This is a genomic window from Micromonospora sp. NPDC007271 (genome assembly GCF_040634005.1).
Taxonomy (GTDB): domain Bacteria; phylum Actinomycetota; class Actinomycetes; order Mycobacteriales; family Micromonosporaceae; genus Micromonospora.
This window is the reverse complement of record NZ_JBEYER010000032.1, coordinates 38,222-64,880: the sequence shown is the minus strand read 5'-3', so window position 1 is coordinate 64,880 and position 26,659 is coordinate 38,222. Positions and strand designations below refer to the sequence as shown.

The window sequence follows — 26,659 nt, the reverse complement described above, 5'->3', positions numbered from 1 at the left end:
ATGCCTTGGCACCAGGAGCCGATGAAGGACGTGGGAGGCCGCGATAGGCCTGGGGCAGGCGGAGGGGTCGCGCAGCGGCTTGCCGTCGCGCATGTCGGCGAGGATCTCGCGCATCTCGCCGTCGCCGAGGCTGTGCTGGTCGTGGTGGGCCTCGACCAGCTCGTAGAGCCTGGTCTGCACCCGGTCGACGTGCGGTACGTCGCGGAGCACCGACTGGCCGCGCTCACCAGCCGACTCGATGGTGAGCGTGCCGCAGCCGAGCAGTCGCTCCACGAAACGCTGGTGCATGGAATGGTCGTTGATCCGGGTCAACGGCAGGTCCCGCCGGTCGCGGGAGAGGACGCCCTGCTGCAGCAGCACCCGCTCGTTGGTGAAGAGATAGTGCGTGGTGCGCCAGACCAGGAACGGCCACAGAGCCAGCCAGAGCACCAGCGCCAGGCAGAGCGCGGCGATCACGTAGAGCGCGATCGTGCCGCCGCCACCCTCGGGCAGCAGGACCCAGCCCGCGACCACCGCCGCGACGGCGAGCGCCAGCACCAGGATCGGCCGGATCAGTGCCTTCCAGTGCGGGTGCAGGTGCAGCACGACGTGCTCGTCCTCGGTGAGCACGTCTTCGGGGAACGCCACGGGAACCTCCTCGCAGAACAGGACGCGCTGACCGTAACCGGTCGACGCATCCCCGTGGGATCGGCCGCGCGGGGGGGTGTGAGAGGGGTTCCCTTCCATACCTGTGGCGTTGGGAAGGGGCCCTTCCTTTCACCGCAGGTGCAGGACGTCGCCGGCGGCCAGGCGGAGGTTGCCGGTCGGAGTGTCGACGAGGAGCTGGCCGTCGGGGTCCACGCCGGTGGCCGTGCCGTGCACCTCGTGGCCGTCCGGGAGCAGCACGCGGACCTGGCGGCCGATCGTGGCGCAGGCGGCCAGGTAGGCGTCCCGGAGGCCGCTGGCGACCGCGTCGCCGCCGGTCGAGCGCCAGCGGTCGTACCAGCCCGCGAGCGAGCGGAGCAGGGCGCGCAGCAGCGGGTCGCGGTCGGTGGCCACGGCACCGGCGAGCTGGAGCGAGGTGGCGGGCAGTCCGGTGGGGTTCTCCGGCAGCTCGTCGGCGCGCAGGGTGACGTTGAGGCCGATGCCGACCACGATCGCGGGCGGCTGGTCCGGCTCGCCGCCCGGCACCGCCTCGGCCAGCACCCCGGCGCACTTGGCGCCGTCGATCAGCAGGTCGTTCGGCCACTTCAGGCGGGCCTCCAGCTCGGCCGTCCGGGCCACCGCCTCGACCAGCGCGACCCCGGCGAGCAGCGGCAGCCAGCCGTACCCCGCGGGTGACACGGAGGACCAGCCATGCTCCGGGACGGCCTCGCCGGGCCGCAGCAGGACGCTGGTCGCGATGCCGGCCCGCGGCGGCGACTGCCAGACCCGGCCACGCCGCCCCCGGCCGGCGGTCTGTCGCTCGGCGACCACCACCAGGCCCTCCGGCTCGCCGGCCCGGACGGCCTCGGCCACGTCCGCGTTGGTCGAGCCCGTCTCCGCGCGCAGCTCCAGGCGACGCCACGGCCCGTGCGGGGCGACCAGCGCGCGCCGCAGTCGGGCCGCGGACAACGGCGGACGGTCCAGATCGGTGTACGGCGAGCCGGGCATCCCGCCAGCCTACGGCCCGAGCGGCGGGCGGTCGCCGGGAAGCCGGTGAGGCGGACTGCACAACAGTCCGCGGCTGAACCATCGTTATATTCCCTGGGTGACTACCGAGACCGGGATCAACATCCACACCACCGCCGGCAAGCTGGCGGACCTGGAACGCCGGGTCGACGAGGCGGTGCACGCCGGGTCGGCGCGCGCGGTCGAGAAGCAGCACGCGCGGGGCAAGAAGACCGCCCGGGAGCGGATCGAGATGCTGCTCGACGAGGGGTCCTTCGTCGAGCTGGACGAGTTCGCCCGGCACCGGTCCACCAACTTCGGGCTGGCGAAGACCCGGCCGTACGGCGACGGCGTGGTGACCGGCTACGGCACCGTGGACGGCCGGCAGGTCTGTGTCTTCGCGCAGGACTTCACCGTCTTCGGTGGCTCCCTCGGCGAGGTCTTCGGCGAGAAGATCGTCAAGGTGATGGACCTGGCCATGAAGATCGGCTGCCCGGTCGTCGGCATCAACGACTCCGGCGGCGCGCGGATCCAGGAGGGCGTCGCCTCGCTCGGCCTCTACGGCGAGATCTTCTTCCGCAACGTCCGGGCCAGCGGCGTCATCCCTCAGATCTCCCTGATCATGGGCCCGTGCGCGGGTGGTGCGGTCTACTCGCCGGCGGTCACCGACTTCACCGTGATGGTCGACCAGACCTCGCACATGTTCATCACCGGCCCCGACGTGATCAAGACGGTCACCGGTGAGGACGTCGGGATGGAGGAGCTGGGCGGGGCCCGGACCCACAACTCGCGCAGCGGCAACGCGCACTACCTCGGCACCGACGAGGAGGACGCGATCGAGTACGTCAAGGCGCTGCTGTCGTACCTGCCGTCGAACAACCTGGACGAGCCGCCGGTCTTCGACGCCCCGGCCGACCTCGACGTCACCGATGAGGACCGGGAGCTGGACACGCTGATCCCGGACTCGGCCAACCAGCCGTACGACATGCACCGGGTGATCGAGCACGTCCTCGACGACGGCGAGTTCCTCGAGGTCCAGCCCCTCTACGCGCAGAACATCGTGGTCGGCTTCGGCCGGGTCGAGGGGCGCCCGGTCGGCGTGGTGGCCAACCAGCCGATGCAGTTCGCCGGCACGCTGGACATCGCCGCGTCGGAGAAGGCGGCCCGATTCGTGCGGACCTGCGACGCGTTCAACGTCCCGGTGCTGACCTTCGTGGACGTGCCCGGCTTCCTGCCCGGCACCGGTCAGGAGTGGGACGGCATCATCCGCCGCGGCGCGAAGCTCATCTACGCGTACGCCGAGGCCACCGTCCCGAAGGTCACCGTGATCACCCGCAAGGCGTACGGCGGGGCGTACGACGTGATGGGTTCCAAGCATCTCGGCGCGGACCTGAACTTCGCCTGGCCGACCGCGCAGATCGCGGTGATGGGCGCGCAGGGCGCGGTGAACATCCTCTACCGGCAGGAGCTGGCGAACGCCGAGGACCCGGCGGCCGTCCGCGCCGAGAAGATCGCCGAGTACGAGGACACCCTGGCCAACCCGTACATCGCCGCCGAGCGCGGGTACGTCGACGCTGTGATCCCGCCGCACGAGACCCGTACCCAGATCGTCCGCGCCCTCCGGGTGCTGCGCACCAAGCGCGAGACCCTGCCCCCCAAGAAGCACGGCAACATCCCGCTGTAGGTGCGAGGAAGGGTCCCCTGTCAACGCCTGGGGTAGAGCAGGGGGCCCCTGTTGACGCCGCGAGCCGGCAGGGCAGCCCTGCGCGGCTCAGCAGCGGGGATTGGCAGCGGGGCACATCCGGGCGGCGGCGACGGTGGCCAGGCGACGCAGGTCGGATTCGGTGCCGTCCCGGCCCAGGTTGATCACCGCCACCAGGTCACCGACGCGGACCACCGCCGTGCTCTCCGGCGCGGGCAGCGCGCCCAACGACCGGCCGGTGCCCAGGTCCCGGGCCTGGCCGATGCTGTGCCGCAGCAGCACCGACTCGGTGCCGGCGAAGCTCCGGTCCACCACCTGCCAGCGGTGGGTGACCTGGGCGGAGACTTCCTTTCCCTGCCACTGGACGGGGCCCTCGGTCCGCCAGTTCCCGCAGGGGGCCAGCATCTTGTCGATGCCGGCGAACAAGCGGCGGGCCACGTCCGGCTCGACGCGGTAGACGTCCTGGGTGAGCAGGACCTCCTTCGCCGACTGGTCGGTGCCGGCAGGGCGTGCGCTCAGCAGGGTGACCGAGCGCGAGTAGCGCGAGGGTTCCCATTGCGCGGTCATCCGCTGGAACCGGTGGCACCAGAGCAGGCCCCGGGCGATCTCGACGCGCTCAGCCAATCCGCTCTGGGTGAGCGCCTCGGCGTCGGTCCGCAGGTCGGCCGGGGCCAGCAGCACCTCCAGCGGCACCTCGGCCGCCACCCGCTCCGAGGGGCTCGAGGTCGGGGACGCCATGGTGGTGAACGGTGCTGCCGGCGGTCCGGGACGGGCCCAGGCGGTGACGGCCGAGCCGCTGGCGACCGCCAGCACCGCGACCGCGGCCAGCACCGCGGTACGCCAGCTGCGGCGCCGGGCCCGGGCGCGGATCTCGTCCGGCTCCGGCCAACGGACGTCCCGCAGCTCCCGCTGCACCAGTTCAACGAACGCCAGGTCGTCGTCACGCATCGGCGGCCTCCTCCAGATCCACGACCGCGAGCAGCCCGGCGAGTGCGGCGCGCCCCCGGGACAGTCGGGCCTTCACCGTGCCGACCGGGGCCGCGGTCTCCCGGGCGACCTCGGCGACCGGCATGCCGAGCAGGTAGTAGAGCGCGATCGCGGTGCGCTGCTCCTCCGGCAGCCGGCGCAACGCGGCCACCACCTCGACCGTGTCGATGCTGGGCGCGGGCGTCGTCTCCTCCGCCCCGTGCCGCAGGTACGCCCGGGCGCGGCTGCGCAGGCTACGCCATCGGCTCACCGCGATCCGGCTGGCCACCACCCGTACCCAGGCCTCCGGGTCGTCGTACCCGCGCACCGTCGACCAACGCTGCCAGGCCCGGATGTACGCCTCCTGCACGGCGTCCTGAGCCTCCGCCAGATTCCCGGTGAGCACGTAGACGAAGCCGAGCAGCCGTTCCCGGCTGCCCCGGTAGAACTCGTCGAACCCGTCGACGTCCGGCACGCTGCTACCTCCCCCGTGGCGGTCGCAGGGGAGACGCCTGGCACCGGCGGTGCGGTTGCCCGGTCAGCCGGCCATTTTCGCCAGCTCGGGTCAGTTCGCCCGGGCTGCCCCGGGAGTCCGCCACGTTGTCCCGGCCCTGTGGCCGGCCGTCCCTCGCCGGCCCGCCGTCCTGGCCTCGTCGGCTTGTCGTCCCCGGCCTAGCCGGCCGGGGTCAGAGGGCGAGGCCCACGTCGCGCAGGATCGGGCCGGCGAGCAGCACCGCACCGGCGCCGAGCACGGCCAGGTTGACCAGGGCGAAGACCGCCACCCAGAACAGCGCGGGGAGGGGGGTGAGCCGGGCGAGCTGGTCCGCGTCGGATTCGGGCAGCCGGCCCCGGCTGCGCATCCGTTGCAGCTCCACCACCGGGCGTACGCCGCCGAAGAGCAGGAACCAGACCGATGTCCAGGCGAAGGCCGCCTGCACGTCGGGGGACGCGTACCAGGAGACGGCGAGCACCACGCCACCGGTGACCAGCAGCGACAGGACGCCGAAGACGTTGCGGATCATCACCAGCATGGCCAGCAGCAGCGCGACCGCGACCCAGAGCAGCAGGGTGATCCGGTTGCCGGCGAGCAGCCACCCGCCGGCGAGGCCGATCAGCGACGGCGCGACGTACCCGGCGAGCAGGGTGAGGATCATCCCCGGCCCGGTGGGGCGGCCCGCGGAGAGGGTGAGCCCGGAGGTGTCCGAGTGCAGCCGGATGCCGCGCAGCTTCCGGCCGGTCAGCAGCGCGGCCAGGGCATGGCCGCCCTCGTGGGCGATGGTCACCGCGTTGCGGGCGATCCGCCAGGGCGCCCGGGTGGCGACCACGGCCAGCGCGACGACGGCGGTGAGCAGCACCAGGAGCGGCGGCGGGTCGGGCTGTGCGCTCAGCAGCTTGTCCCAGAGGGTGGTGAGGCCGTCGATGAGGGGCATGGGCGGGCAGCCTACCGGCCCGAGCTGTGTCGCTCGGCGGGCGCGGGCCCGTACCGTGTGCGGCTGGCCGGGTGGCGATCGGAGCGGGAGGTGAAGACCGGTGAGCGGAGCCATCGGTCACCAGGACGACGATCGCCGTCGATGAAAAATTCTTTAGACACTCTTGCCTGGGCGGGCAGTTGTCTCCAAAGATAGTCGTCAATCGGTTGACGTCCCTGGAGGAGGCATCAATGGCTCGTACCAGACTCTCCCTGCGCCGACTGCTCGCCGCCGGCCTCACCGTCGCCGCCACCGCGGCGGCGGCCCTCTTCGCCACCGCCGCCCCGGCCTCGGCCGCCACGGTCGCCGGCATCGACGTCTCCAACTGGCAGGGCAGCATCAACTGGACCAGCGTCCGTAACTCTGGCATCGAGTTCGCCTTCATCAAGGCCACCGAGGGTACGAGCTACAAGGACCCGTCCTTCAACACCAACTACCCCAACGCCTACTACGCCGGCGTCATCCGGGGCGCGTACCACTTCGCCCGGCCCAACCTCTCCGGCGGCGCGGCCCAGGCCGACTTCCTGGCCAACAACGGCGGCGCCTGGTCGGCCGACAGCCGTACCCTTCCCGCCGCCCTCGACCTGGAGGCCAACCCCTACAGCGGCGGCTACTGCTACGGCCTGACCACCTCGGGGATGCGGACCTGGATCAGCGACTTCCTCAACCGCTACAAGGCCCGCACCAGCCGGTACGCGGTCATCTACACCACCACCAGCTGGTGGAACCAGTGCACCGGCAGCTGGACCGGCCCGTGGGCCAACCACCCGCTGTGGATCGCCCGCTGGGCCAGCTCGCCCGGCACCCTGCCGGCCGGCGCCTCGGTGTGGAGCTTCTGGCAGTACACCAGCACCGGCAGCGTCTCCGGGATCAGCGGCAACGTCGACCGCAACTACTGGAACGGTGACCGGACCCGCCTGATCGCCCTCGCCAACAACACCGCCTGACCGAGCTGACGAACCGGTCGCCAGCAGCGGGACCGGCTGTCGCCCCTGGGTCGCCAGCCGCTCCCGCTGCCGCCGCCGTCGCGTGTCGCGCCCGGTCAGGTCCTGCGCCGCGGGCCGGCCGCCACGGGTACCGGGCGCCGCCCGGTCAGGGTGGTCCGCCGGGCCAGTCGCCAGGCCGCCACCCCCGCGACGACGAGGGCCGCGATCGTGAGCACCGCGACCGGCGCGGAGAGGCCGGCGCTCACCAGCAACAGGACGAGGTCGCCGAGCGCGACCAGCATCCACAGTGCCAGCCGGGGCCCGGTGTCCTTGTGTCGGTGACCCATGTCGTACCTCCTTCCGTCGTCGGAAGTCCACTACCCCGCACGACGGAAGGCCATGCGAATCAGCAGTTGCGGGGAGTCAGTTCTTCCGGTCCGGCTGGAAGCCCTTGGTGATGATGTCCCAGTTGCCCAGGTTGGCTTCCCAGTCCTTCACCGGCACCTCCCAGCGCAGCGCGTAGCCCCGGTTGCTGGCGGTGGCCACCCCCCTGTTGCGCGTGTGGATCCGGACGCCGTCCCGGGTCTCCAACCAGTCCCAGTCCGCGCAGGTGCGGAAATAGGGGTCACAGGGCGTGATGTCCAGGTACTGGTAGGCCGTCACGTGCTTGGAGCGGTACGGCTCCTGATTCTTCCAGTCGGCGTACGCGTCCTTCTTTGGCGAGGAGGTCCACTGCATGTACAGCAGCCGCGGGCTGTTGGGGTCGTAGAGAGTGACCTCGTTGGACCCTTCGCCGCGGGCCCGCCACCCGTCCGGGATCGGCACCTTGAAGCCGTTGCGCCCGGTGTAGTAGTGCCAGCCGGCGGGCAGCGCACCGGCGGAGGCCGAGGGGGTCGTCGACGGGGTCGGAGTGGGGGCGGCGCTGGTCGGGGCGGCCGATGTCGGCGGTGCGGCACTGGTCGCGGGCGGCGGAGCCGGAGCGGACGAGGTGGCGGCCGCCGGCTGCCCGCCGTCGCCCTTGTCGTCGCCGCTGGTGAGCAGCGGTACAGCCAGCGCGAGGCCGAGCAGCAACACCACGGCCAGCGCCCCGATCAGCAGGTTGCGACGGTTGCGCGCCGGCTTCGTACCCGGAATGACCGTGGCCCGGCCGGTCGACGGCGCCGGGCTCACCGGCTCGGCCAGCACAGCGGTGGGGTTCTTCGGCGGCGACGGCGGCTCGACGGCCGGGGTGCCATCGATCCGCGTCTCATCGAGGGCGGGATCGGGCCCGTCGACCGGTGTCTCGGCCCCGTCCGTCGTCGGCGCGCCATCGGTCTCCGGGGCGGCGTCAGCCTGCCCGGCGGGGTCGAGCTTCGCGGTCGGCTCGGCCGTCGGGAGATCCACCTTCGCGGTCGGCTCGGCGGCCGGCGGGTCCACCTTCGCGGTCGGCGCGACGTCCAGGCCGTCGGGAACCTTGGCGGTGGCATCGTCGGCGGTGACCGCCGCGCCTGCGGCGGCGGCAGCGGCAGTACCCAGCCCGGGCTTGCGTGGTGCCGGGGTGACCGGCGGCCGCTCGGCCCGGTCGTCGGCCGGACGCGGCGCCGGCACCAGCGGTGGGCGCGGCTCGCGCGGACCGTTCGGCCCCGGCCGGCGTACGCCGTCCAGCAGCGAGATGCCCCTCGCGCGCCGCCCGGCGGCCTTGCGCAGCATGCGCTCCGCCACCTCGGCCGTGATCCGCTCAGCCGGGTCCTTGCGCAGCAGGCCCTGCAGGACCGGCTTGAGCGGCCCGGCGTTCTTCGGTGGCGGGAGCGGCTCGGTGGCGAGCGCGGCCAGGGTGGCGATCGCCGACGGCCGGGCGTACGGCGACTTGCCCTCCACAGCGGCGTAGAGTGTCGCGCCCAGCGACCAGAGGTCGGCCTCGGGCCCCGCCGTGCCGTCCCGGGCCCGCTCCGGTGCGATGTACGCGGGCGAGCCGAGCACCATGCCGGTGCGGGTGACGTTCGGGTCGCCGGGGATGGTGGCCAGGCCGAAGTCGGTGAGCACCACCCGGCCGTCGTTGCCCATCAGGACGTTGCCCGGCTTGACGTCGCGGTGCATGATGCCGGCCTTGTGGGCGGCCTTCAGCGCGCCCAGCACCCCGAGGCCGATCTGGACCGCCTTGGCCGGCGACACCGGCCCGTCCTCGGCGATCGTCTCCTGCAACGACTTCGACGGCACGTACTCCATGACGATCCACGGATCGCCGTCGGTACGCAGCACGTCGAAGATGCGGACCACGTTGATGTTGTTCAGCCGGGCGATCGCCCGCGCCTCCCGCAGCGAGCGTTCCCGCATCTCGCGGCGCTCCTCAGGGGTGAGGCTCGGCGGCGGGACCAACTCCTTGATGGCCACGTCCCGATGCAGCACCTCGTCGCGCGCCTTCCACACCCGACCCATGCCACCCTGGCCGAGCGGCGAGATGAGCCGGTACCGGTCGGCGACGAGTTGGGGAAGCGCGTTCGACATCGCTGAAACCGTACCCGGAGGCCCCAACAGGCACACCGCCGGCACGCCACTGTGCGGCGAAGGTCAAGTTCTCGACGCGTACCCTGATTCGCATGTCTGCCGAGGAGCCGCTGTTCCGGATCGTGCGCGGGGTGCCCACCGCCGAGGAGGTGGCCGCCCTGGTCGGCGCGATCGTGGCGCGGACCCGACCGGCCCCGGCCGCGGCGCCGACAGCCGTGTCCCAGTGGGCCCGCCGCGCCCGACCGGCGGGCGCGGCGCTCGTCGCCGGTCCCGGCGCGTGGCGCGCCTCCGGCCTTCCCCGCTGACCCTTTCCCCGGTACGACCAGCCTGCGCCGCCCTCGGATGGCCGGGGCTGCCGGGAGGCTCACCGAGCCGCTAACCTCACTCTGGGAAACGGCACGGTGACAGGCAGGGAGGGTCGATGATCCCCGAGGAGGACCGGCCGGCGGGCTGGCTGCGAGGCTACGGCGGCATCGAGGCCGACATCCGACAGATGCGCGAATTCGCCGATCGGCTCCAAAATGAGGTCGCCCGCAACTACGCGCCGCACCTGTCGTACATCGCCGACGACATGAAGGCGCCGGTCCCCAACCCGGCCGACGCGTTCATCGAGCTGGTCCAGTTCCTCCAGGCGCACCACGAGACCCAGCAGGCCGCCGTCCACATGGTCTGGGACCTCGGCCCCGCCACCGGCCACCTCGCCGACGCCGCAGGCCGGATCGCCGCTCAGTACGCCCACACCGACGCGTTCTCCGCCGCCCGGGTAGCCGACGTCGAGCAGGCCCTGGGCCGCGCCGTAGCGGTCGGCGCACGTCCCGTGCCCATGCTGCCCGACCCGACCACCGGCGAGGACGGGCCGGTGGTGCTGCCGTGATCGAGCGGGGCAGCGGACGCACCTCGGGCCTCACCGACTGGCGGCTGATGGACGTGCTCAACATGTGGGCGTGCCTCCAGGACCAGGAAACCACCGGGCAGTGGAAGCAGGTCGCCGGGTGGCGCAAGATCTGCGACCTCGCCCTGACTCACCTCAGCCGGCTCCAGGAATACCGCCGGGGCCTTGCCGAAGCCTGGCCACCGGAGACCAACGCCGCCGCGCGGGCCTACCTCGGTGAACTGGACCAGCTCATCGACAAGGTGCAGCGCACCCACGACGCCGCCGCCGCGAACTACGACGCGCTCGCCGCCGCCACCCGCGCCATCAGCAGCACCCGCACCGACCTCAAGCCGATCTACGACGAGTACGCGGCCAAGGTTCAACAGAAGCGCGCGTACGAGGCGACACTTGCCGACCCGAAGGCGGTGGCCGGCAGCCGCCTGCCCGACCAGCCCCCGGTGACGGACGCGGACCTGGAGCAGCTGAACATACGGGCGCGGAGCCTGATGACGGGATTGAGCGGCGAACTCCAACAAGCCCAAGTAATGCTCCGCCAGCCACCCGCTCCAGCTAGACCAGGTCGTCAGGCAAACGATACCGATGCTTACAGCAAAGCGATGCCCGCCATTCATCCAATCGTGCCTGTGCCGATTACCTCGTCAGGAAATGCTCGCGTAACAACGCGCTTGTCCACAGCATCGCGTCAGGCTGCCGCACCTGCTGTACCTTCCAGTGGCACGGTTTCGGCGGCCGGTCCAGTACTAGGCGGCGTTGGTTCCGGAACTGTTGCAACACCGCCTCAGCCGACCCTCCCTAGCGCCGCAGTCACACCTACTACATTGGGGGGACCCTCCGTGTTTTCCGCGCCAGGGATCATCGGAGGAACTTCTTCGACTCGATTCAAAGAGAACCCCGGCCCTCCTCACCAGGAACCGAACCGAGCACCAAACACTCCTCCTCGCCATATATCACCCAATGCACCCCACCTAATGCCACCCGGCGGGCTAATTGGAGCCACGCCAGGATTCGGACATGGTCAAGTACCTGGACCTACCGCTCCGCGCCGTGTGAACCCTGTCGGAGGCGTTATCGGAGGGGGCGGCGCTGGGACCGCGCCATCCGGCGCTGCAGGTTCCAGGCCGGGCGGAGGCCGCACTCCGCAGTTCAACGGGCCACACGGTCTACCCTCCATCGGTGGCTACCCGACTCCGAGCGCTCCCGGCCTAACCGATCGTCTTGATCGATGCAAGCGAGAGGTTGATGAACCGCGCCGATGGGATCCTGACAACCCCTGGGAGACAGATGAGGGTGTCAGCCCCGTGGTCCGACCACCAGACGAGGGGGGTCCTCTCGATCCCGGTCCCGCAATCGGCCTCGACCGGTGAAGTCGGGTCTCATCCTTTCCGTCGTTCTGGCATTACTGGCGCCAGCCTTGCCAGCCGATGCCTTGGGTGCCACGCCCAGCCCTGACGAAGCTGCACGGATACGAGCCGATCAGTGGCACCTCCGTTTCCTCAAGGTGAAGGAAGCGAACCAGCTAAGCCGGGGTAAGGGAGTTGTCGTTGCCGTCCCGGATACTGGGGTGGATCCCCATCCGGATTTGCGCGCCAATCTACTTCCTGGAACCAGCGTGATCGGCGGAATCTCGAACGACGGTCGGCAAGACGAGAACAGTCACGGGACAAGCATGGCCGGGTTGATTGCAGCGCATGGCCGCAATCGAGATAGTGGTGCCCTAGGCGTCGCACCTGAAGCCAAGATCATGCCTATCAAGTCCTCAGGCGCAAACAACCTCGGCACTCCCGACGATCTAGCCGTAGCTATCGAGTATGCGATCGCAAACGGCGCGGATGTAATCAGCATCTCTAGCAGTGGCGGGGCTAGTTCAAGACTAATCAAAGCCGTTAGGGACGCCATGTCCGCAGACATTGTCGTGGTGGCGGCCGCTGGCAACGCTCCCGAGGATTCCGGCGTTGGATATCCGGCAAGGGAAAACGGAGTAATCGCCGTTGGCGGCGTTGGCCGCTCTGGGAGGCATGCGACGGTATCGGCAGTCGGCCCAGAGATCGATGTCGTGGCGCCTGCGGTCGACATATACAGCACGAGCTATGGCGGCAGGTACTCGAAGGGCACTGGCACATCCAGCGCGACGGCGATTGTTGCTGGGGCTGCTGCCCTCATTCGCTCCAAGTACCCCAATCTGCCCGCGCAGGAGGTCGCGCATCGACTGACTGCGACCGCCATCGACAAGGGGCCGCCCGGCCGTGACGACGAGTACGGCTACGGCGTCATTGACCTGGTCGCCGCGCTCACCGCGGACGTACCCCCGCTGGGCTTCGAGTCGGCGAGCGTGACCGCACCCGCCTCAACCCAGGCAGCGCTACCCGAGGGCAGCGGAGACGGCGGCGCCACGGCGCGTGGGCTGGCAACGCTGGGCGTACTGGTGGCGGCGGGTGGCGGGTATCTGCTGTGGCGACGCCGCCGCCGTGCCGATGATCCGCCGCCCCGGATCAGCCGGTAGCGTCGGTGGGGTGTTGAGTCCTGTACCGCTACGCCTTGTGCTCGCCTCGCAGAGTCCCGCCCGCCGCAAGCTGCTCCAGGCCGCCGGGATCGAACCCGATGTGCTGGTCAGCGGCGTCGACGAGTCTCAGGTGGTCAGCGACCGGGCGGAGGAGTTGTGCCTGGAACTGGCCCGGCTGAAGGCGCAGGCCGTACTCGGCCGGCTGCGCGCCGCACCGGAGGAGCGGACGCTGGTGCTCGGCTGTGACTCGGTGCTGGCGTTCGACGGGCAGATTCTGGGCAAGCCGGCGGACGCGGCGGACGCCACCCGACGGTGGCAGCGGATGCGCGGGCGTAGCGGCGTGCTGCACACCGGGCACTGCCTGATCGACGTGGTGCACGAGTCGCGGGCGGAAGCGGTCGCCTCGACCACGGTGCATTTCGCGGACATCAGCGACGAGGAGATCGACGCGTACGTGGCGACGGGCGAGCCGCTGGCCGTGGCTGGGGCGTTCACCATCGACGGGCTGGGCGGAGCGTTCCTGACCGGCATCGAGGGCGACCCGGGCACGGTGGTGGGATTGAGCCTGCCGCTGCTGCGGACTCTCCTTGGCGACCTGGGCCTGCGCGTCACTGACCTGTGGAGGAAGGTCGCGCCCGGGGGCCAGGAAATCGAGCGCCTTGGCTAGCGGTGTCACGGTCACCGGTCACCTTTCTCGGGAACGGCGGCACGCGGGCACACGCGCAGTTCCGCTGCTTGAAACCGACACTTTCCGCCAGCGCCCAGGCAACGCCGCCGGCTTTACCGATCGAGCGCTAGCGTGCCGGTCATGAGCACGAAGCCGTTGCCACTGACCCCGGAACTGCACGCCTACCTCGTGGCGCACGGTTCCGCGCCCGACGAGATCGTCCGTGAGCTGGCCGAGGAGACCCGAGCCGCCCTGCCAGCTCAGGCGGACATGCAGGTCGCGCCGGAGCAGGCCGCGTTCCTGACTTTCCTCACCCGACTGCTCGGAGTGCGGCAGGCGGTGGAGGTGGGCACGTTCACCGGGCTCTCCTCGCTGGCGATCGCCCGCGGCCTGGCCGAGGGTGGCCGGCTGACCTGCTTCGACATCTCGGAGGAGTACACGGGGATCGCCCGCCGCTACTGGACCCGTGCCGGCGTGCAGGACCGGATCGAGCTGCGCATCGGCCCGGCCGCCGACACCCTGCGGGAGCTGCCCCGGGAGCGGTACCTGGACTTCGCGTTCATCGACGCCGACAAGGTCGGCTACCCGGTCTACTGGGATGAGCTGGTGCCTCGGATGCGGCCCGGTGCGGTCATCGCGGTGGACAACACCCTGCGCGGCGGCCGTGTGCTCGCTCCGCAGAACGCCGACGACCGGGCAATCGCCGCATTCAACGACGAGATCATGTCCGACGTCCGCGTCGACGTGATCATGCTCCCCATCGCCGACGGCGTCACCCTCGCCCAAACCCACTAACCCCACCCCACCCCACCCCACCCCCGCCTCGCCGATCTTGCAGTTGCGGCCCGGCATCCGCCCGGAATGCCCCGTATGTCGGGGCAGTAAGTGCAAGATCGCCGGAAAGGGGGGCGGGGGCGGGGTGGGGGTAACGGGTTAGGCGGGGGTGGGGTGGAGGGCGCGGCCGAGGCGCAGGGTGAGCAGCACGGCGGCTGCGATGAAGCCGGGCAGCAGCAGGAAGGCCAGGTGGGGGCCGACGCCGTCGGCCACCCAGCCGAGCACGACCGGCGCGATCCCGAAACCCACCCCCATCGAGTACGACGCCCAGCCGGCCGCCTTGTCCGCGGCCGGACCGGCGACGGCCAGCGCGATGGCGATCGCCAGCGGATAGTGCAGGGCGTTGCCCAGCCCGAGCACGACCAGGCCGGTGACCGCCAACCAGCCGACCGGGGCGGACCAGAAGAGGGCGAACCCGCCCAGCGAGACGGTCAGCGCGCCGAGCAGCAGCGGTACCGGCGGCCAGCGCAACGCGAGGCGGCCGCCGGCCAGCCGGCCGGCGAACATGCCGCAGACGATTGCGGCGACCGCCGCCGAGGCGCTGCCCGCGCCGAGCCCGGCGTGGGTACGCAGCACGTCGGCGGTCCAGAGGGACAGGCACACCTCGATCGAGCCGGTGACCGACATCAGCACCCAGGCGATCCAGTACACCGCCGGCAGCCGGTCCGTCGGGCGGACGCCGGCCGGGGCACTGGCACTGGCCGGGGCGCTGGCACCAGCCCGCACGGCGTGCCCGGCGGCGGGTCCGTCGACCGGCGGCGCGGCCGGTTCCGCCGCCCCCACCGCTGCGGCCACCGGGACCGGGTCGGCGCCAGCCGCGGCGGCCACCGGGACCGGGCCGGTGCCAGCCACGGCAGCCGACGGCTCCAGGTCACTGCGCGGCGTCAGACGCGCTGAGCTGGAGTTGTCGCAGGGGGCGGCTTTCGGCAGGCGTACCCGGAAGGTCAGGGCGGCGAGGGCGACCAGGGTGATCAGGCCGACCTCGACGGCCATCACCGGCCGCCAGCCGTGGCCGGCGTCCACGGTGGCGCCGATGACCAGCGGGGCGAGGATGCCCATGCCGGCGCAGGCGGCGTTGGCCTCGGTGAGCGCGGCGGGCGCGGCGGGCCCGTGGTGAGCGGTGAGCACCACGCTGACCCCGCTGATCACCATCATGCCGAAGGTGGCGATCACCGCGACGACGGCGAGGGTGGCGGGCAGCGGGCGCAGCAGCCCGAGCGCGGTGACGCCCGCGGCGACGCCGGCGAGGCCGAGCCAGATGGCCGGGCCGCGGCCGATGCGGCGGGCGGCCGGTGCGAAGAGCGCTCCGCCGAGCAGCGCGCCGACGGCGATGCCCGTGCTGTGCAGGCCGGCGACGGCGGCGCTGGTGCCCTGTTCCTCGCGGAGCAGCGGTACGACGGGGCCGAACCCGTAGAGGAAGAAGCCCCACAGCCCCAGTTGGGCGTAGGTCAACCAGGTTGTCTTGTCACGGGTGAGGCGGGGCACCGGCCCACGCTACGCGCGTCGGGCTGGTGCCCCGCCCCGATGAGAGCCAACTCTCGCCTGTTGGGCGGGGTGAGAGGGACCCCTGCTCTACTGCTGGGGTGGAGCAGGCCCTCCGTTCACCTCAGCGGACGCTGCGGGCGAACTGGCGGGCGGACCAGACCACCCCGGCGACGGCCAGCACCGCGATGATGGTCAACCCCTGCCAGACCTTCTCGTTGCCGAGGTCGCCGGCGAACAGTGCCCGGGTGCCGTCGACCGCCCAGGAGAACGGGTTCCAGTTGGCGATCCCCTTCAGCCAGCTCGGCGCGTAGGTGAGCGGCAGCAGGATGCCGGAGAGCAGCAGCACCGGCTGGGCGACCGTGTTCATCAGCGGGGCGAGCGCGTCCTCGCTCTTGACCTTGAGCGCGACGCCGTACGAGACGGACGCCGTCATCAGCGCGATCAGGGCCAGCATCAGGTACGCGAGGAGCAGGTAACCGATGAAGACGCGCAGGTCGAACACGAGCGCCAGCACGGTGATGATGACCGCCTGCGCGATCAGCGAGACCACGTCCCGCAGCGCGCGGCCGAGCAGCAGGGCGAGCCGGCTGATCGGCGTGACCCGGGACCGCTCGATGACCCCGGCGCGCAGCTCGGCGATCAGGCCGAAGCCCTGGAACAGGCCGCCGAAGATGGCCAGCAGCACCAGCAGGCCGGGGACGAAGATCTTGTACGCCTCGGCCTGGCTGGGTGCGTGCAGCGCGTCCTTGAGCAGCGGGGCGAAGAGCAGCAGGTACATCACCGGCTGGAAGACGCCGACGAAGAGCCAGACCGGGTTGCGCAGCAGCAGCTGGATCTGGCGCTGGAAGATCAGCCAGGTGTCGCGGACGAGTTTCATGACAAATCTCCGGTTGGTCAGGACTCGCGCAGCGAGCGGCCGGTCTTGGTGAGGAAGACGTCGTCGAGGCTGGGCCGGTGTAGCTCGATGGAGCGCAGGCCCAGGCCGGCGCCGTCGAGGCGGCGCAGCACCTGGGGGATGGCGGTGGCGCCGTCCTCGACGTACAGGCGCAGGCCGCCCTCGTCGGCGGTCTCCAGCTTGTTGACGTACGCCTCGACGTCGAGCAGCTCGGCGGCGTGCGGGGTGACCGCGGCGTCGAGGCCGACGAGCAGCACCTCGCCCGAGATTTCCCGCTTCAGCTCGGCCGGGGTGCCCTCGGCGACCACCTCGCCATGGTCCATGATCGCGATCCGGTCGCAGAGCGCGTCCGCCTCGTCCAGGTAGTGCGTGGTGATGAAGACCGTCATCCCCTCGGTACGCAGCCGGCGGATCTCGTCCCACATGTGGGCCCGGCTCTGTGGGTCGAGGCCGGTGGTCGGCTCGTCCAGGAAGACGATCTTCGGTTCGTGGATGATGCCGAGCGCGATCTCCACCCGGCGTCGCTGACCGCCGGAGTAGGTCTTGCACTTGCGGTCGGCGTACTCGCTGAGCTGGAAGGCGTCCAGGGCGTGGACGGCGCGCCGGTGCGCCTCGGCCTTGCCGATGCCGTAGAGCCGGGCCTGGAGCACCAGCTCCTCGCGGGCGGTGGACTCGTCCCAGGTGCTGCCGCCCTGGGCCACGTACCCGATCCGGCGGCGTACCTCGGCCGGGTCCTTGCGCAGGTCGGCCCCGGCGATGGTGGCCTCGCCGCCGTCGGGCTCGATGAGGGTCGCGAGCATCCGCAGCGTCGTGGTCTTGCCGGCGCCGTTCGGGCCGAGGAAGCCGAAGATCTCCCCCTCGGCGACGTCGAGGTTGACGCCCCGGACCGCGTCCACGGTCTTCGTCTCGCGACCCGCACGGGAGCGGAACGACTTCCGCAACCCTCTGGTCTCGATCATCTCTGCTCCTGGTCGTCCGGGCCGGACGTGACCGGCCGCCGATCGTCCGCGGGAGGACAGCGACTGCCCCCGCGGCTGGCGCCGACACTAACGCGATATAGCTCTTGTGGTCAACGTTGATTATTCCGCGTTGCGCTCCTCGGGAGCCCCGTCCGGCCATCCGGACCAGCCCTCGGCAAGCTTCATTGCAGCCGGCAGGTACGACACTCCCGACTCGATCCGCTCGGCGACCCGATCGCACCAGGCCATCTCGACCTCCGCCCGGGCCGACCAGAGCTCGAACATCCAGCCCACGTGCACCGGTTTGGTGTTGCGCACCCACTCCGACTCCAGCGAGGCCCGCATCGACTCGATGCCGGCCCGCAGCAGGTTGGCCCGGTTGCGCAGGGCCGCCGCGGCCTCGTCGCGCGGCATCGCGGGCAGGAAGGAGAACGCCGCCACGAACGGATCCGGCGGCTCGTGAAGCTGCCACCACTGCGCCCGCAGCAGGGTCTCGAACTCGTCCTCGCCCTTGGCGGTCACCTCATAGGTGGTGCGGGCCGGACGGGCGCCGACCTGCTCCGTCGACACCGCGCGGAGCAACCCCTCGTCGGTGAGCTTGCGCAGCGCGTGATAGATCGACCCGGGCTGCACGTTGGCCCACTTGTCGGCGCTCCAGCTCAACAGCTCACGGCGTACGTCGTAACCGTGCACCGGTTGCATCCACCTGACCAGGCCGAGAATCATCATCCGTGTCGCCGACATCAGGCAAGCGTAATAAGCAAATTTGACTAAGAGGCGGCTGTGCCGTGCCGCATCCCACACTGAGCGATCGTTAGGGCCTCGGATGCCGGCCGATAAACTCCCGACATCGAACTCCGGGGAGGAGCCACCAAGGTGCGCAAGGTACTCATCGCCAACCGCGGCGAGATCGCCGTCCGCGTCATCCGCGCCTGCCGCGACGCCGGCCTGGCGAGCGTCGCCGTCTACGCGGACTCCGACCGGGACGCCCTGCACGCCACCCTCGCCGACGAGGCGTACGCCCTGGGCGGCGACACCGCGGCCGACAGCTACCTGCGGATCGACAAGCTGATCGACATCGCCGCCCGGTCGGGCGCCGACGCCGTGCACCCCGGCTACGGCTTCCTCTCGGAGAACGCCGACTTCGCCCAGGCCGTCATCGACGCCGGGCTGACCTGGATCGGCCCGACCCCGCAGGCGATCCGCGACCTCGGCGACAAGGTGACCGCCCGGCACATCGCCCAGCGCGCCGGCGCGCCCCTGGTCCCCGGCACTCCGGACCCGGTCGGCAGCGCCGACGAGGTGATGGCCTTCGCGGTCGACCACGGCCTGCCGGTCGCCATCAAGGCGGCCTTCGGCGGCGGCGGGCGCGGCCTCAAGGTGGCCCGCACCATGGAGGAGATCCCCCACCTGTTCGAGTCGGCCACCCGTGAGGCGGTCGCCGCGTTCGGCCGCGGCGAGTGCTTCGTCGAGCGCTACCTGGACCAGCCCCGGCACGTCGAGGCGCAGGTGCTGGCCGACCAGCACGGCAACGTGATCGTGGTCGGCACCCGGGACTGCTCGCTCCAGCGCCGGCACCAGAAGCTGGTCGAGGAGGCTCCGGCACCGTTCCTCACCGAGGCGCAGCGCGCCCAGATCCACGACAGCGCCAAGGCGATCTGCCGGGAGGCCGGCTACCACGGGGCCGGCACGGTGGAGTACCTGGTCGGCGCCGACGGCACCATCTCCTTCCTGGAGGTCAACACCCGGCTCCAGGTCGAGCACCCGGTCACCGAGGAGACCGCGGGCATCGACCTGGTCCGCGAGCAGTTCCGGATCGCCGACGGCGAGAAGCTGCGCTTCACCGAGGACCCGACCCCGCGCGGGCACGCCATCGAGTTCCGGATCAACGGCGAGGACCCGGGACGCAACTTCCTGCCCGCCCCGGGCACGATCACCGCGCTGCGGCTGCCCAGCGGGCCGGGCGTCCGGGTGGACACCGGCATCTCGGCCGGTGACGTGATCGGCGGTAACTTCGACTCGCTGCTGGCCAAGGTGATCATCACGGGCGAGACGCGTACCGAGGCGCTGGAGCGGGCCCGCCGGGCGCTGGACGAGATGGTCGTCGAGGGCATGGCGACCGCGCTGCCGTTCCACCGCCGGGTGGTCCGGGACGAGGCGTTCGCCGCCGAGCCGTTCACCGTGCACACCCGGTGGATCGAGACCGAGTTCGACAACACGATCCCGGCGTTCACCGCCCCGGCCGGCGCGGTCGAGGGCCCGGCCGAGCGCGAGACCGTCGTGGTCGAGGTCGGCGGCAAGCGGCTGGAGGTCACCCTGCCCGCCGGGCTCGGCTCGGGTACGGCCGCCGCCGCGCCCGCCGCCAAGAAGCCGGCCCGCCGGGGCGGTGGCGCCAAGGCCGGTGCCGCGGTGAGCGGCGACGCGCTCGCCTCCCCCATGCAGGGCACCATCGTCAAGATCGCCGTCGCCGACGGGGACACCGTCGCCGAGGGCGACCTGGTCGTCGTGCTGGAGGCGATGAAGATGGAGCAGCCGCTGCACGCCCACAAGGCGGGCACCGTCAGCGGCCTCTCCGCCGAGGTCGGCGCGGTCATCACCGCCGGCGCCACCATCTGCACCATCGCCTGAGGCGTAAGGAGGGGCCCCTTGCTAACGCCTCAGGCATAGGAAGGGGCCCCTGCTAACAGCCCGGCTCGGGTTCAGCGGAGCGCGACCGCCGCCTCCGCGCGTACCGCGTCGGTGAGCGCTTCGAGCACCCGCGACTCCAGCCGCCAGTGCTGCCAGTAGAGCGGCACGTCGACGTGCCGCCCCGGGCCGAGGTCGACGCAGACGCCGGCGGCCAGGTCCGGCTCGGCCAACCGCTCCGGCACCAGCCCCCAGGCGAGCCCGCTCCGGATCGCCTCGCTGAACGCCGGCACCGAGGGCACGTGGTGTACCGGCGGGTCGAGGTCCCGGCCGGTCACCGCCCGGACGAAGCGGTGCTGAACCCGGTCCTTGCGGTCGAAGACGAGCATCGGCGCGGCGGCCAGCGCCTCGGCGGTCAGCCCGTCGGGGAACCACCGGGCGACCAGCGCCGCGGAGGCGAGCGGCCGGTAGCGCATCGCGCCGAGCGGGCGTACGCGACAGCCCTGCACCGGCTCCCGCTGGGCGGTCACCGCCGCCAGCACCGCGCCGTCGCGCAGCAGCTCGGCGGTGTGGTCCTGGTCGTCCTGGCGTACGTCGAAGCAGACGGCCAGCTCGGCCGGGACCCGGGCCAGCGCGGGCACGAACCAGGTGGCCAACGAGTCGGCGTTGACCACCACGGGCACCCGGGTGGGCCCGGCCGTCCCGTCCACCGCCCCGCACGCCTCGGCGAGGGCCTCCCGTTCCAGCAGCGTCAACTGGACGGCCAGGCGGAGCAGCGGCTGGCCGGCGGCGGTCGCCTGACAGGGGCGGCTGCGGCGGACCAGCACCTGCCCGACGACCTCCTCCAGCGCGCGGATCCGCTGGCTCACCGCCGACTGGGTGACGTGCAGGACGCGCGCCGCGCCCTCGAAGCTGCCCTCGCCGACCACCGCGGCCAGGGTACGCAGCTGGTTCGTGTCGAGCCCTTCCATAAGTCCAGCTTACGGAGCTTCAGAAAGATTAGTTGGACTGCACCATCTGGCCGCCCGTAGCGTCGCACGCGTGCCCGAACCACTCCCCACGGCCGTCGCCGGGTTCTCCGTGTCGCTCGCGCTGATCGTCGCCATCGGCGCGCAGAACGCCTTCGTGCTCCGCCAGGGGCTACGCCGGGAGCACGTGCTGCCCGTGGTGGTCGCCTGCGCCGCGTCGGACGCCCTGCTCATCGCGGTGGGCATCGCAGGTCTCGGCAGCGCCGTGGCGGGCCGGCCGGGTCTGCTGTCCGCCATCCGCTGGGCCGGGGCCGCGTTCCTGCTCGGCTACGCCGTGCTCGCCGCCCGCCGGGCGCTGCGCCCGGGCTCCCTCGCCCCCACCGACCGGCCGCCGGCCACCCTCGGGGCGACCGTGCTGGCCTGCCTGGCCTTCACCTACCTCAACCCGCACGTCTACCTCGACACCGTGCTGCTGCTCGGCGGTGTGGCCCAGCAGTACGAGCCGCGCTGGGCGTTCGGGGCCGGCGCCGCCCTGGCCAGCGCGGCCTGGTTCACCGCGCTCGGCGGCGGGGCGCACCGGCTGGCGCCGCTGCTCGCGCGTACCGCCGCCTGGCGCGTGCTGGACGGCGCGGTCGCCGTCGTGATGGCCGGGACCGCCGCGGCGCTGCTGCTCGGCTGACGCCCGCGCGAGGTGTTTTCCGTGACCATCGGCGGCACGAACGGGTGCCGCCGGGAATGATGTTCCGGTGCGGTTCCTTCATGGCGCGGTCCCCGCGCACGACCTGACCTACAACGACGTCTTCATGGCGCCCAACCGCTCCGAGGTGGGCTCCCGGCTCGACGTCGACCTGGCCACGGCCGACGGCACGGGCACCACCGTCCCGCTGGTGGTGTCGAACATGACGGCGGTGGCCGGCCGGCGGATGGCCGAGACCGTGGCCCGCCGGGGCGCCATCGCGGTGATCCCCCAGGACATCCCGATCGAGGTGGTGGCCAACGTCGTCGCCTGGGTCAAGCAGCGGCACCTGGTGCACGACACCGCGATCACCCTCGGCCCGACGGACACCGTCGGCGACGCGATCCACCTGCTGCCGAAGCGCGCGCACGGCGCGGTGATCGTGGTGGACGAGGCGGGCCGCCCGGTCGGCGTGGTCACCGAGGCGGACACCGTGGGCGTCGACCGGTTCGCCCAGCTCCGGCACGTGATGTCGACCGAGCTGCACACCGTGCCGGCGGACGCGGACCCGCGTACCGGCTTCGACCGGCTCTCCGCGGGCCGCCGCCGGCTCGCCCCGGTGGTGGACGCGCAGGGACGCCTGGTCGGCGTCCTGACCCGGCAGGGTGCGCTGCGCGCCACGCTCTACAAGCCGGCGGTGGACGACCGGGGCCGGCTGCGGATCGCCGCCGCGGTGGGGATCAACGGTGACGTGACCGGCAAGGCCGCCGCGCTGCTGGAGGCCGGGGTGGACACGCTGGTCGTGGACACCGCGCACGGCCACCAGGAGCGGATGATCTCCGCGCTGCGGGCGGTCCGCAAGCTCGACCCGGCGGTCCCGGTCGCGGCCGGCAACGTGGTCACCGCCGAGGGCGTACGGGACCTGGTCGACGCGGGCGCCGACATCGTCAAGGTCGGCGTCGGGCCGGGCGCCATGTGCACCACCCGGATGATGACCGGCGTGGGACGGCCGCAGTTCTCGGCGGTGCTCGACTGCGCCGCGGCGGCCCGGGCGCTGGGCCGGCACGTCTGGGCCGACGGCGGCGTACGCCACCCCCGGGACGTGGCGCTGGCCCTCGCGGCGGGCGCCTCGAACGTGATGATCGGCTCCTGGTTCGCCGGCACCTACGAGTCCCCCGGCGACCTTTACACCGACCCGGACGGGCGGCGCTACAAGGAGAGCTTCGGCATGGCGTCGGCCCGGGCGGTCAGCGCGCGTACGGGTGAGGACAGCGCGTACGACCGGGCCCGGAAGGCGATCTTCGAGGAGGGCATCTCCTCGGCCCGGATGTACCTGGATCCGGAGCGGCCCGGTGTGGAGGACCTGATCGACGAGATCATCTCCGGTGTGCGGAGCGCCTTCACCTACGCCGGCGCGCGGAACCTGGAGGAGTTCCACGAGCGCGCACTGGTCGGGGTGCAGAGCGCCGCCGGCTACACCGAGGGCATGCCGCTGCCGACCAGTTGGTGACCCTCGGGCCCCCGCGGGCTGACGAGGGGCCGGCCGATCGGCCGCACCCGTGCCGCGCCGGGAGGGTCAGGCGAAGAGCCGGCTGATCACCGTACGGGCGGCGGCCTCGGGATCGGGACCGACCCGCGGCGGCAGGGCACCGGCGAGCCAGAGCGTCGCGAATCCGTGCACGATGGACCAGGCGGCGAGCGAGTCGACCTCCGCGCCCCGGCCGGTGTGCCGGGCCACACCGGTACGGAGCACCTCACCGGCACGGGTGCGCGCGGCCATCACCTCGGCATCGTCGGCATGGTAGAGGTCGGGGCGGAACATGACCTCGAAGTGCGCCCGGTGTCGGACCGCGAACCCGACGTACGCCACCCCGGTCTCCACCAGATCGTCCCCCGCGCCGCGCAGCGCCTCGGTCAACAGGTCGAAGCCCTGCGCGGCGAGCGCGGTGAGCAGGCCCGCCTTGTCGCCGAAATGGTGGGCGGGGGCGGCGTGCGAGACACCGGCCCGGCGGGCCAGGTCGCGGAGGCTCAGGGTGGCCGGGCCGGACTCCGTCATCGCCTCGACCGCGGCGTCGAGCAGGGCGCGGCGCAGGTCGCCATGGTGGTACGCGCGGGAACGGGTCATGCCCAGCAGCCTAACTTGCCATTGACAAGATGATTCCCCGGGAGGCAATCTTGCCAGCGACAAGTTCGGCTACCCGGAGGCGTACCCCATGGCACCCCTGATCGCCCTGATCGCCGGCACCGCGGCGGCCCGCATCGTCGGCCTGCTCGGCGTCGCCGCCGTTGACGGCTGGCACCCCGCCCTGCGGGTCGGCCTGGCCCTGATGTTCGCGGTCACCGCCTCGGCCCACTTCCTGTCCCGCCGCGCCGACCTGATCGCCATGGTGCCGCCGCGGCTGCCCCGCCCCGACCTGCTGGTCACCCTGACCGGCGTGCTCGAACTGGTCGGCGCGCTCGGCCTGCTCGTGCCGGCCACCGGGCGCCCGGCCGCCGCCGCCCTGGCACTGCTGATGCTGGCCATGTTCCCGGCCAACGTCTCGGCCGCCCGCCGCGGCCTCACCCTGGCCGGCCGCCCGGTGACCCCGATCGGCGCCCGGACCGTGCTCCAGGTGGTGTTCGTCGCGGCCGCCCTGGCGGTGGCGATCGGCAACTGAGGAGACGGAAATTAGTTTGGGCCCTGATGGTCTGGGGGCTAATCTGGCGTCCATGGAACCCCTCGTCAGCTTCTCCGACGCCCTGCGCCACGCGCCGCTCGGCCGCCTGATCTCGATCGCCGGCCACGTCGTGGAGCAGCACTGGGGGCGCTACCTGGCCGAACACCACGGCCTCACCTCGGCTGGCATGCGCGTCCTGATGGTCCTGGCGCGGGCCGGCGACAGCACGCACCGGGAAATGGCGGAGCGTTGCTTCGTCCGTCCCGCCACCCTCACCGGCATCGTGGACACTCTCGAACGGGACGGCTTCGTCGTCCGGCAGCGGGACCCGAACGACCGGCGCAGCGTGCAGCTCAGCCTCACCGACAAGGGCCGGGAACACGCACAGGCCCTCATCCAGATGATCCACAGTGACCGGCCGCTCACCTCCGTCGACGCCGACCCGGCGAAGCGGGCGGTGATCCGTGAGTTCCTCGCCGAACTCATCACGACGATGTCCGACGGGGACCTCGGCCGGTTGAACCCAGACAAGGAATCCGCCGACATGACGACACGGGGGTCCCGGCCTTGCTGATCCGCCTGCTCCGTACCCAGCTACGCCCGTACCGGCGGCTGCTGGCCGCCGTAGTGGCGTTCCAGTTCGTCGGCACGATGGCCTCGCTCTACCTGCCGAGCCTCAACGCCGACATCATCGACCGTGGCGTGGCCCTCGGCGACACCGGCCAGATCATGCGTACGGGCGGCTGGATGCTGCTCGTCAGCCTGCTCCAGATCGCTTGCTCGATCGCCGCCGTCTACCTCGGCGCGAAGACCGCGATGGGGTTCGGCCGGGACGTCCGGGGGGCCATCTTCCGCCACGTCAACCGCTTCTCCGCCCGCGAGGTGGCCCGGTTCGGGGCGCCCTCGCTGATCACCCGCAACACCAACGACGTGCAGCAGGTGCAGATGCTCGTCCTGCTGACCTGCACGATGCTGGTGGCCGCGCCGATCATGAGCATCGGCGGCGTGGTGATGGCGCTCCGCGAGGACGTCGGGCTCTCCTGGCTGATGCTGGTCTGCGTGCCGGTCCTGGCGGTCGCGCTGGGCCTGATCATCCGGCGGATGGTGCCGGGCTTCCGGCTCATGCAGACCCGGATCGACACGGTGAACCGGGTGCTGCGCGAGCAGATCACCGGCATCCGGGTGGTCCGCGCCTTCGTCCGTGAGCCGTACGAGACGGAGCGCTTCGGTGTCGCGAACGCCGACCTGACCGCGACCGCGCTGCGGATCGGCCGGCTCCAGGCGCTGATCTTCCCGGTGGTGATGCTGGTGCTCAACGTGTCCAGCGTCGCGGTGCTCTGGTTCGGCGCGGGCCGGGTGGACTCCGGCCAGATCGAGGTCGGCGCGCTGACCGCCTTCCTCCAGTACCTGATGCAGATCCTGATGGCGGTCATGATGGCCACCTTCATGCTGATGATGGTGCCCCGGGCCGCGGTCTGCGCCGAGCGCATCGTGGAGGTGCTGGACACCGAGTCCTCGGTGGCGCCGCCGGCCCGGCCGGTGACCGAGGTGTCCAGCCGGGGCGAGTTGGAGCTGCGCGGGGTCGGCTTCCAGTACCCGGGGGCGAGCGCGCCGGTGCTGCACGACATCTCGTTCCGCGCCGAGCCCGGGCGGACCACGGCGATCATCGGCTCCACCGGCGCCGGCAAGACGACCCTGCTCACCCTGATCCCGCGGCTGGTCGACCCGACCACCGGTGCCGTCCTCGTCGACGGGGTGGACGTCCGCGACCTGGCCCCGGACGAGCTGTGGCGGCGGATCGGGCTGGTGCCGCAGCGGCCGTACCTGTTCAGTGGCACGGTCGCCAGCAACCTCCGGTACGGCAACCCGGACGCCACCGACGCCGAGCTCTGGGCGGCGCTGGAGATCGCCCAGGCCCGGGAGTTCGTCGCCGAGATGCCCGGCGGGCTGGACGCGCCGATCGCGCAGGGCGGCACGAACGTCTCAGGCGGCCAGCGGCAGCGGCTGGCCATCGCCCGCGCAATGGTACGCAAACCCGAGATCTACCTGTTCGACGACTCGTTCTCCGCGCTCGACCTCGGCACCGACGCCCGGCTGCGCGCGGCCCTGAAGCCGGTCACCGCGGAGGCGGCGGTGGTGATCGTGGCCCAGCGGGTCTCCACGATCGTCGACGCCGATCAGATCCTCGTGCTCGAGGACGGCGGCGTCGTCGGGACGGGACGACACGAGGACCTGCTCCAGACCTGCCCGACGTACGCCGAGATCGTGGCGTCCCAGCAGACCGCGGAGGTGGCGGCATGAGCGAGCGTCAGCGAGCGAATC

General features: G+C 71.8%; 26 protein-coding genes. 13 read left to right on the top strand and 13 right to left on the bottom strand.

Annotation, left to right across the window (positions count from 1 at the left end):
* Positions 1 to 627: PH domain-containing protein (locus ABZ570_RS14375; protein ID WP_358062220.1), on the bottom strand; the 627-nt coding region annotated here is incomplete at its 3' end.
* A gap of 129 nt (positions 628 to 756) precedes the next feature.
* Complete coding sequence (locus ABZ570_RS14370; RefSeq protein ID WP_358062217.1) at positions 757 to 1,632, bottom strand: biotin--[acetyl-CoA-carboxylase] ligase; 876 nt, start codon at positions 1,630 to 1,632, stop codon at positions 757 to 759.
* A gap of 97 nt (positions 1,633 to 1,729) precedes the next feature.
* On the opposite strand from ABZ570_RS14370, the gene ABZ570_RS14365 reads away from it, so the two are divergent.
* Positions 1,730 to 3,313 carry an acyl-CoA carboxylase subunit beta gene (locus tag ABZ570_RS14365; protein WP_358062214.1) on the top strand — a complete coding sequence of 528 codons (1,584 nt, stop codon included), beginning with the start codon at positions 1,730 to 1,732 and terminating at the stop codon, positions 3,311 to 3,313.
* 87 nt (positions 3,314 to 3,400) lie between these two features.
* On the opposite strand, the gene ABZ570_RS14360 is transcribed toward ABZ570_RS14365, so the two are convergent.
* From ABZ570_RS14360 to ABZ570_RS14350, 3 genes are all read right to left on the bottom strand, one after another.
* The gene (locus ABZ570_RS14360; protein ID WP_358062211.1) at positions 3,401 to 4,279 is read right to left on the bottom strand and encodes a hypothetical protein; all 879 of its coding nucleotides are present in this window, start codon (positions 4,277 to 4,279) and stop codon (positions 3,401 to 3,403) included.
* On the bottom strand, positions 4,272 to 4,772 hold the full coding sequence (locus ABZ570_RS14355) for a SigE family RNA polymerase sigma factor (RefSeq protein WP_358062209.1): 501 nt from the start codon (positions 4,770 to 4,772) through the stop codon (positions 4,272 to 4,274). Before ABZ570_RS14355 ends, ABZ570_RS14360 begins: the two co-directional genes overlap by 8 nt.
* Positions 4,773 to 4,983: 211 nt before the next feature.
* Positions 4,984 to 5,727: a M50 family metallopeptidase gene (locus ABZ570_RS14350; protein ID WP_358062206.1), complete on the bottom strand. Its 744-nt coding sequence runs from the start codon at positions 5,725 to 5,727 to the stop codon at positions 4,984 to 4,986.
* 230 nt (positions 5,728 to 5,957) lie between these two features.
* On the opposite strand from ABZ570_RS14350, the gene ABZ570_RS14345 reads away from it, so the two are divergent.
* Positions 5,958 to 6,713, top strand: a complete 756-nt coding sequence (locus tag ABZ570_RS14345) for a GH25 family lysozyme (RefSeq protein ID WP_358062204.1) — start codon at positions 5,958 to 5,960, stop codon at positions 6,711 to 6,713.
* Positions 6,714 to 6,808: 95 nt separating this feature from the next.
* Here ABZ570_RS14345 and ABZ570_RS14340 read toward each other — a convergent pair whose 3' ends face one another.
* Positions 6,809 to 7,039: a hypothetical protein gene (locus ABZ570_RS14340; RefSeq protein WP_358062201.1), complete on the bottom strand. Its 231-nt coding sequence runs from the start codon at positions 7,037 to 7,039 to the stop codon at positions 6,809 to 6,811.
* A gap of 76 nt (positions 7,040 to 7,115) precedes the next feature.
* On the bottom strand, positions 7,116 to 9,176 hold the full coding sequence (locus ABZ570_RS14335; RefSeq protein WP_358062198.1) for a protein kinase: 2,061 nt from the start codon (positions 9,174 to 9,176) through the stop codon (positions 7,116 to 7,118).
* A gap of 92 nt (positions 9,177 to 9,268) precedes the next feature.
* Between ABZ570_RS14335 and ABZ570_RS14330 the strand changes: the two genes are divergently transcribed.
* The 5 genes from ABZ570_RS14330 to ABZ570_RS14310 all read left to right on the top strand — a co-directional run bounded on the left by ABZ570_RS14330 (position 9,269) and on the right by ABZ570_RS14310 (position 14,033).
* Positions 9,269 to 9,481, top strand: coding sequence for an acyl-CoA carboxylase subunit epsilon (locus tag ABZ570_RS14330; protein WP_358062195.1), 213 nt, complete (start codon positions 9,269 to 9,271; stop codon positions 9,479 to 9,481).
* A 116-nt stretch (positions 9,482 to 9,597) separates the two neighbouring features.
* Positions 9,598 to 10,050, top strand: a complete 453-nt coding sequence (locus ABZ570_RS14325; protein ID WP_358062192.1) for a hypothetical protein — start codon at positions 9,598 to 9,600, stop codon at positions 10,048 to 10,050.
* A gap of 1,447 nt (positions 10,051 to 11,497) precedes the next feature.
* The gene (locus tag ABZ570_RS14320) at positions 11,498 to 12,571 is read left to right on the top strand and encodes a S8 family serine peptidase (RefSeq protein WP_358062225.1); all 1,074 of its coding nucleotides are present in this window, start codon (positions 11,498 to 11,500) and stop codon (positions 12,569 to 12,571) included.
* Between the two features lie 10 nt (positions 12,572 to 12,581).
* Positions 12,582 to 13,238 (top strand): Maf family protein, encoded by a 657-nt coding sequence (locus tag ABZ570_RS14315; RefSeq protein WP_358062189.1) that lies wholly within the window; start codon positions 12,582 to 12,584, stop codon positions 13,236 to 13,238.
* 141 nt (positions 13,239 to 13,379) lie between these two features.
* A complete protein-coding gene (locus ABZ570_RS14310; RefSeq protein WP_358062186.1) occupies positions 13,380 to 14,033 on the top strand; it encodes an O-methyltransferase in 654 nt (217 codons plus the stop codon).
* Between the two features lie 138 nt (positions 14,034 to 14,171).
* Here ABZ570_RS14310 and ABZ570_RS14305 read toward each other — a convergent pair whose 3' ends face one another.
* The 4 genes from ABZ570_RS14305 to ABZ570_RS14290 form a co-directional block, all read right to left on the bottom strand.
* Positions 14,172 to 15,557, bottom strand: a complete 1,386-nt coding sequence (locus tag ABZ570_RS14305; protein ID WP_358062183.1) for an MFS transporter — start codon at positions 15,555 to 15,557, stop codon at positions 14,172 to 14,174.
* Positions 15,558 to 15,678: 121 nt separating this feature from the next.
* A complete protein-coding gene (locus tag ABZ570_RS14300; protein ID WP_358062180.1) occupies positions 15,679 to 16,434 on the bottom strand; it encodes an ABC transporter permease in 756 nt (251 codons plus the stop codon).
* A 17-nt stretch (positions 16,435 to 16,451) separates the two neighbouring features.
* Positions 16,452 to 17,411 carry an ATP-binding cassette domain-containing protein gene (locus tag ABZ570_RS14295; RefSeq protein WP_358062177.1) on the bottom strand — a complete coding sequence of 320 codons (960 nt, stop codon included), beginning with the start codon at positions 17,409 to 17,411 and terminating at the stop codon, positions 16,452 to 16,454.
* A 120-nt stretch (positions 17,412 to 17,531) separates the two neighbouring features.
* The gene (locus ABZ570_RS14290) at positions 17,532 to 18,155 is read right to left on the bottom strand and encodes a PadR family transcriptional regulator (protein WP_358062174.1); all 624 of its coding nucleotides are present in this window, start codon (positions 18,153 to 18,155) and stop codon (positions 17,532 to 17,534) included.
* Positions 18,156 to 18,287: 132 nt separating this feature from the next.
* Here ABZ570_RS14290 and ABZ570_RS14285 point away from each other — a divergent pair, with 132 nt between their 5' ends.
* Complete coding sequence (locus ABZ570_RS14285) at positions 18,288 to 20,039, top strand: biotin carboxylase N-terminal domain-containing protein (protein WP_358062171.1); 1,752 nt, start codon at positions 18,288 to 18,290, stop codon at positions 20,037 to 20,039.
* A 71-nt stretch (positions 20,040 to 20,110) separates the two neighbouring features.
* Here the strand turns inward: ABZ570_RS14285 and ABZ570_RS14280 are convergent, their stop codons facing one another.
* Complete coding sequence (locus tag ABZ570_RS14280; RefSeq protein WP_358062169.1) at positions 20,111 to 21,007, bottom strand: LysR family transcriptional regulator ArgP; 897 nt, start codon at positions 21,005 to 21,007, stop codon at positions 20,111 to 20,113.
* A gap of 70 nt (positions 21,008 to 21,077) precedes the next feature.
* Here ABZ570_RS14280 and ABZ570_RS14275 point away from each other — a divergent pair, with 70 nt between their 5' ends.
* Together ABZ570_RS14275 and ABZ570_RS14270 are read left to right on the top strand one after the other, a co-directional pair.
* Positions 21,078 to 21,683 carry a LysE/ArgO family amino acid transporter gene (locus tag ABZ570_RS14275; protein WP_358062166.1) on the top strand — a complete coding sequence of 202 codons (606 nt, stop codon included), beginning with the start codon at positions 21,078 to 21,080 and terminating at the stop codon, positions 21,681 to 21,683.
* 67 nt (positions 21,684 to 21,750) lie between these two features.
* Entirely contained in the window at positions 21,751 to 23,190 is a 1,440-nt protein-coding gene (locus tag ABZ570_RS14270) for a GuaB1 family IMP dehydrogenase-related protein (protein ID WP_358062164.1), read from the top strand.
* Between the two features lie 66 nt (positions 23,191 to 23,256).
* Here ABZ570_RS14270 and ABZ570_RS14265 read toward each other — a convergent pair whose 3' ends face one another.
* Positions 23,257 to 23,805 (bottom strand): TetR/AcrR family transcriptional regulator, encoded by a 549-nt coding sequence (locus ABZ570_RS14265; protein WP_358062161.1) that lies wholly within the window; start codon positions 23,803 to 23,805, stop codon positions 23,257 to 23,259.
* 88 nt (positions 23,806 to 23,893) lie between these two features.
* Between ABZ570_RS14265 and ABZ570_RS14260 the strand changes: the two genes are divergently transcribed.
* The 3 genes from ABZ570_RS14260 to ABZ570_RS14250 are packed head-to-tail and all read left to right on the top strand — an operon-like array spanning position 23,894 to position 26,638.
* Positions 23,894 to 24,337, top strand: coding sequence for a DoxX family membrane protein (locus tag ABZ570_RS14260; RefSeq protein WP_358062158.1), 444 nt, complete (start codon positions 23,894 to 23,896; stop codon positions 24,335 to 24,337).
* A gap of 52 nt (positions 24,338 to 24,389) precedes the next feature.
* Positions 24,390 to 24,911 (top strand): MarR family transcriptional regulator, encoded by a 522-nt coding sequence (locus ABZ570_RS14255; protein ID WP_358062155.1) that lies wholly within the window; start codon positions 24,390 to 24,392, stop codon positions 24,909 to 24,911.
* Positions 24,905 to 26,638, top strand: coding sequence for an ABC transporter ATP-binding protein (locus ABZ570_RS14250; RefSeq protein ID WP_358062153.1), 1,734 nt, complete (start codon positions 24,905 to 24,907; stop codon positions 26,636 to 26,638). The genes ABZ570_RS14255 and ABZ570_RS14250 overlap by 7 nt, the downstream gene beginning before the upstream one ends.
* The last annotated feature ends 21 nt before the right edge of the window (positions 26,639 to 26,659 follow it).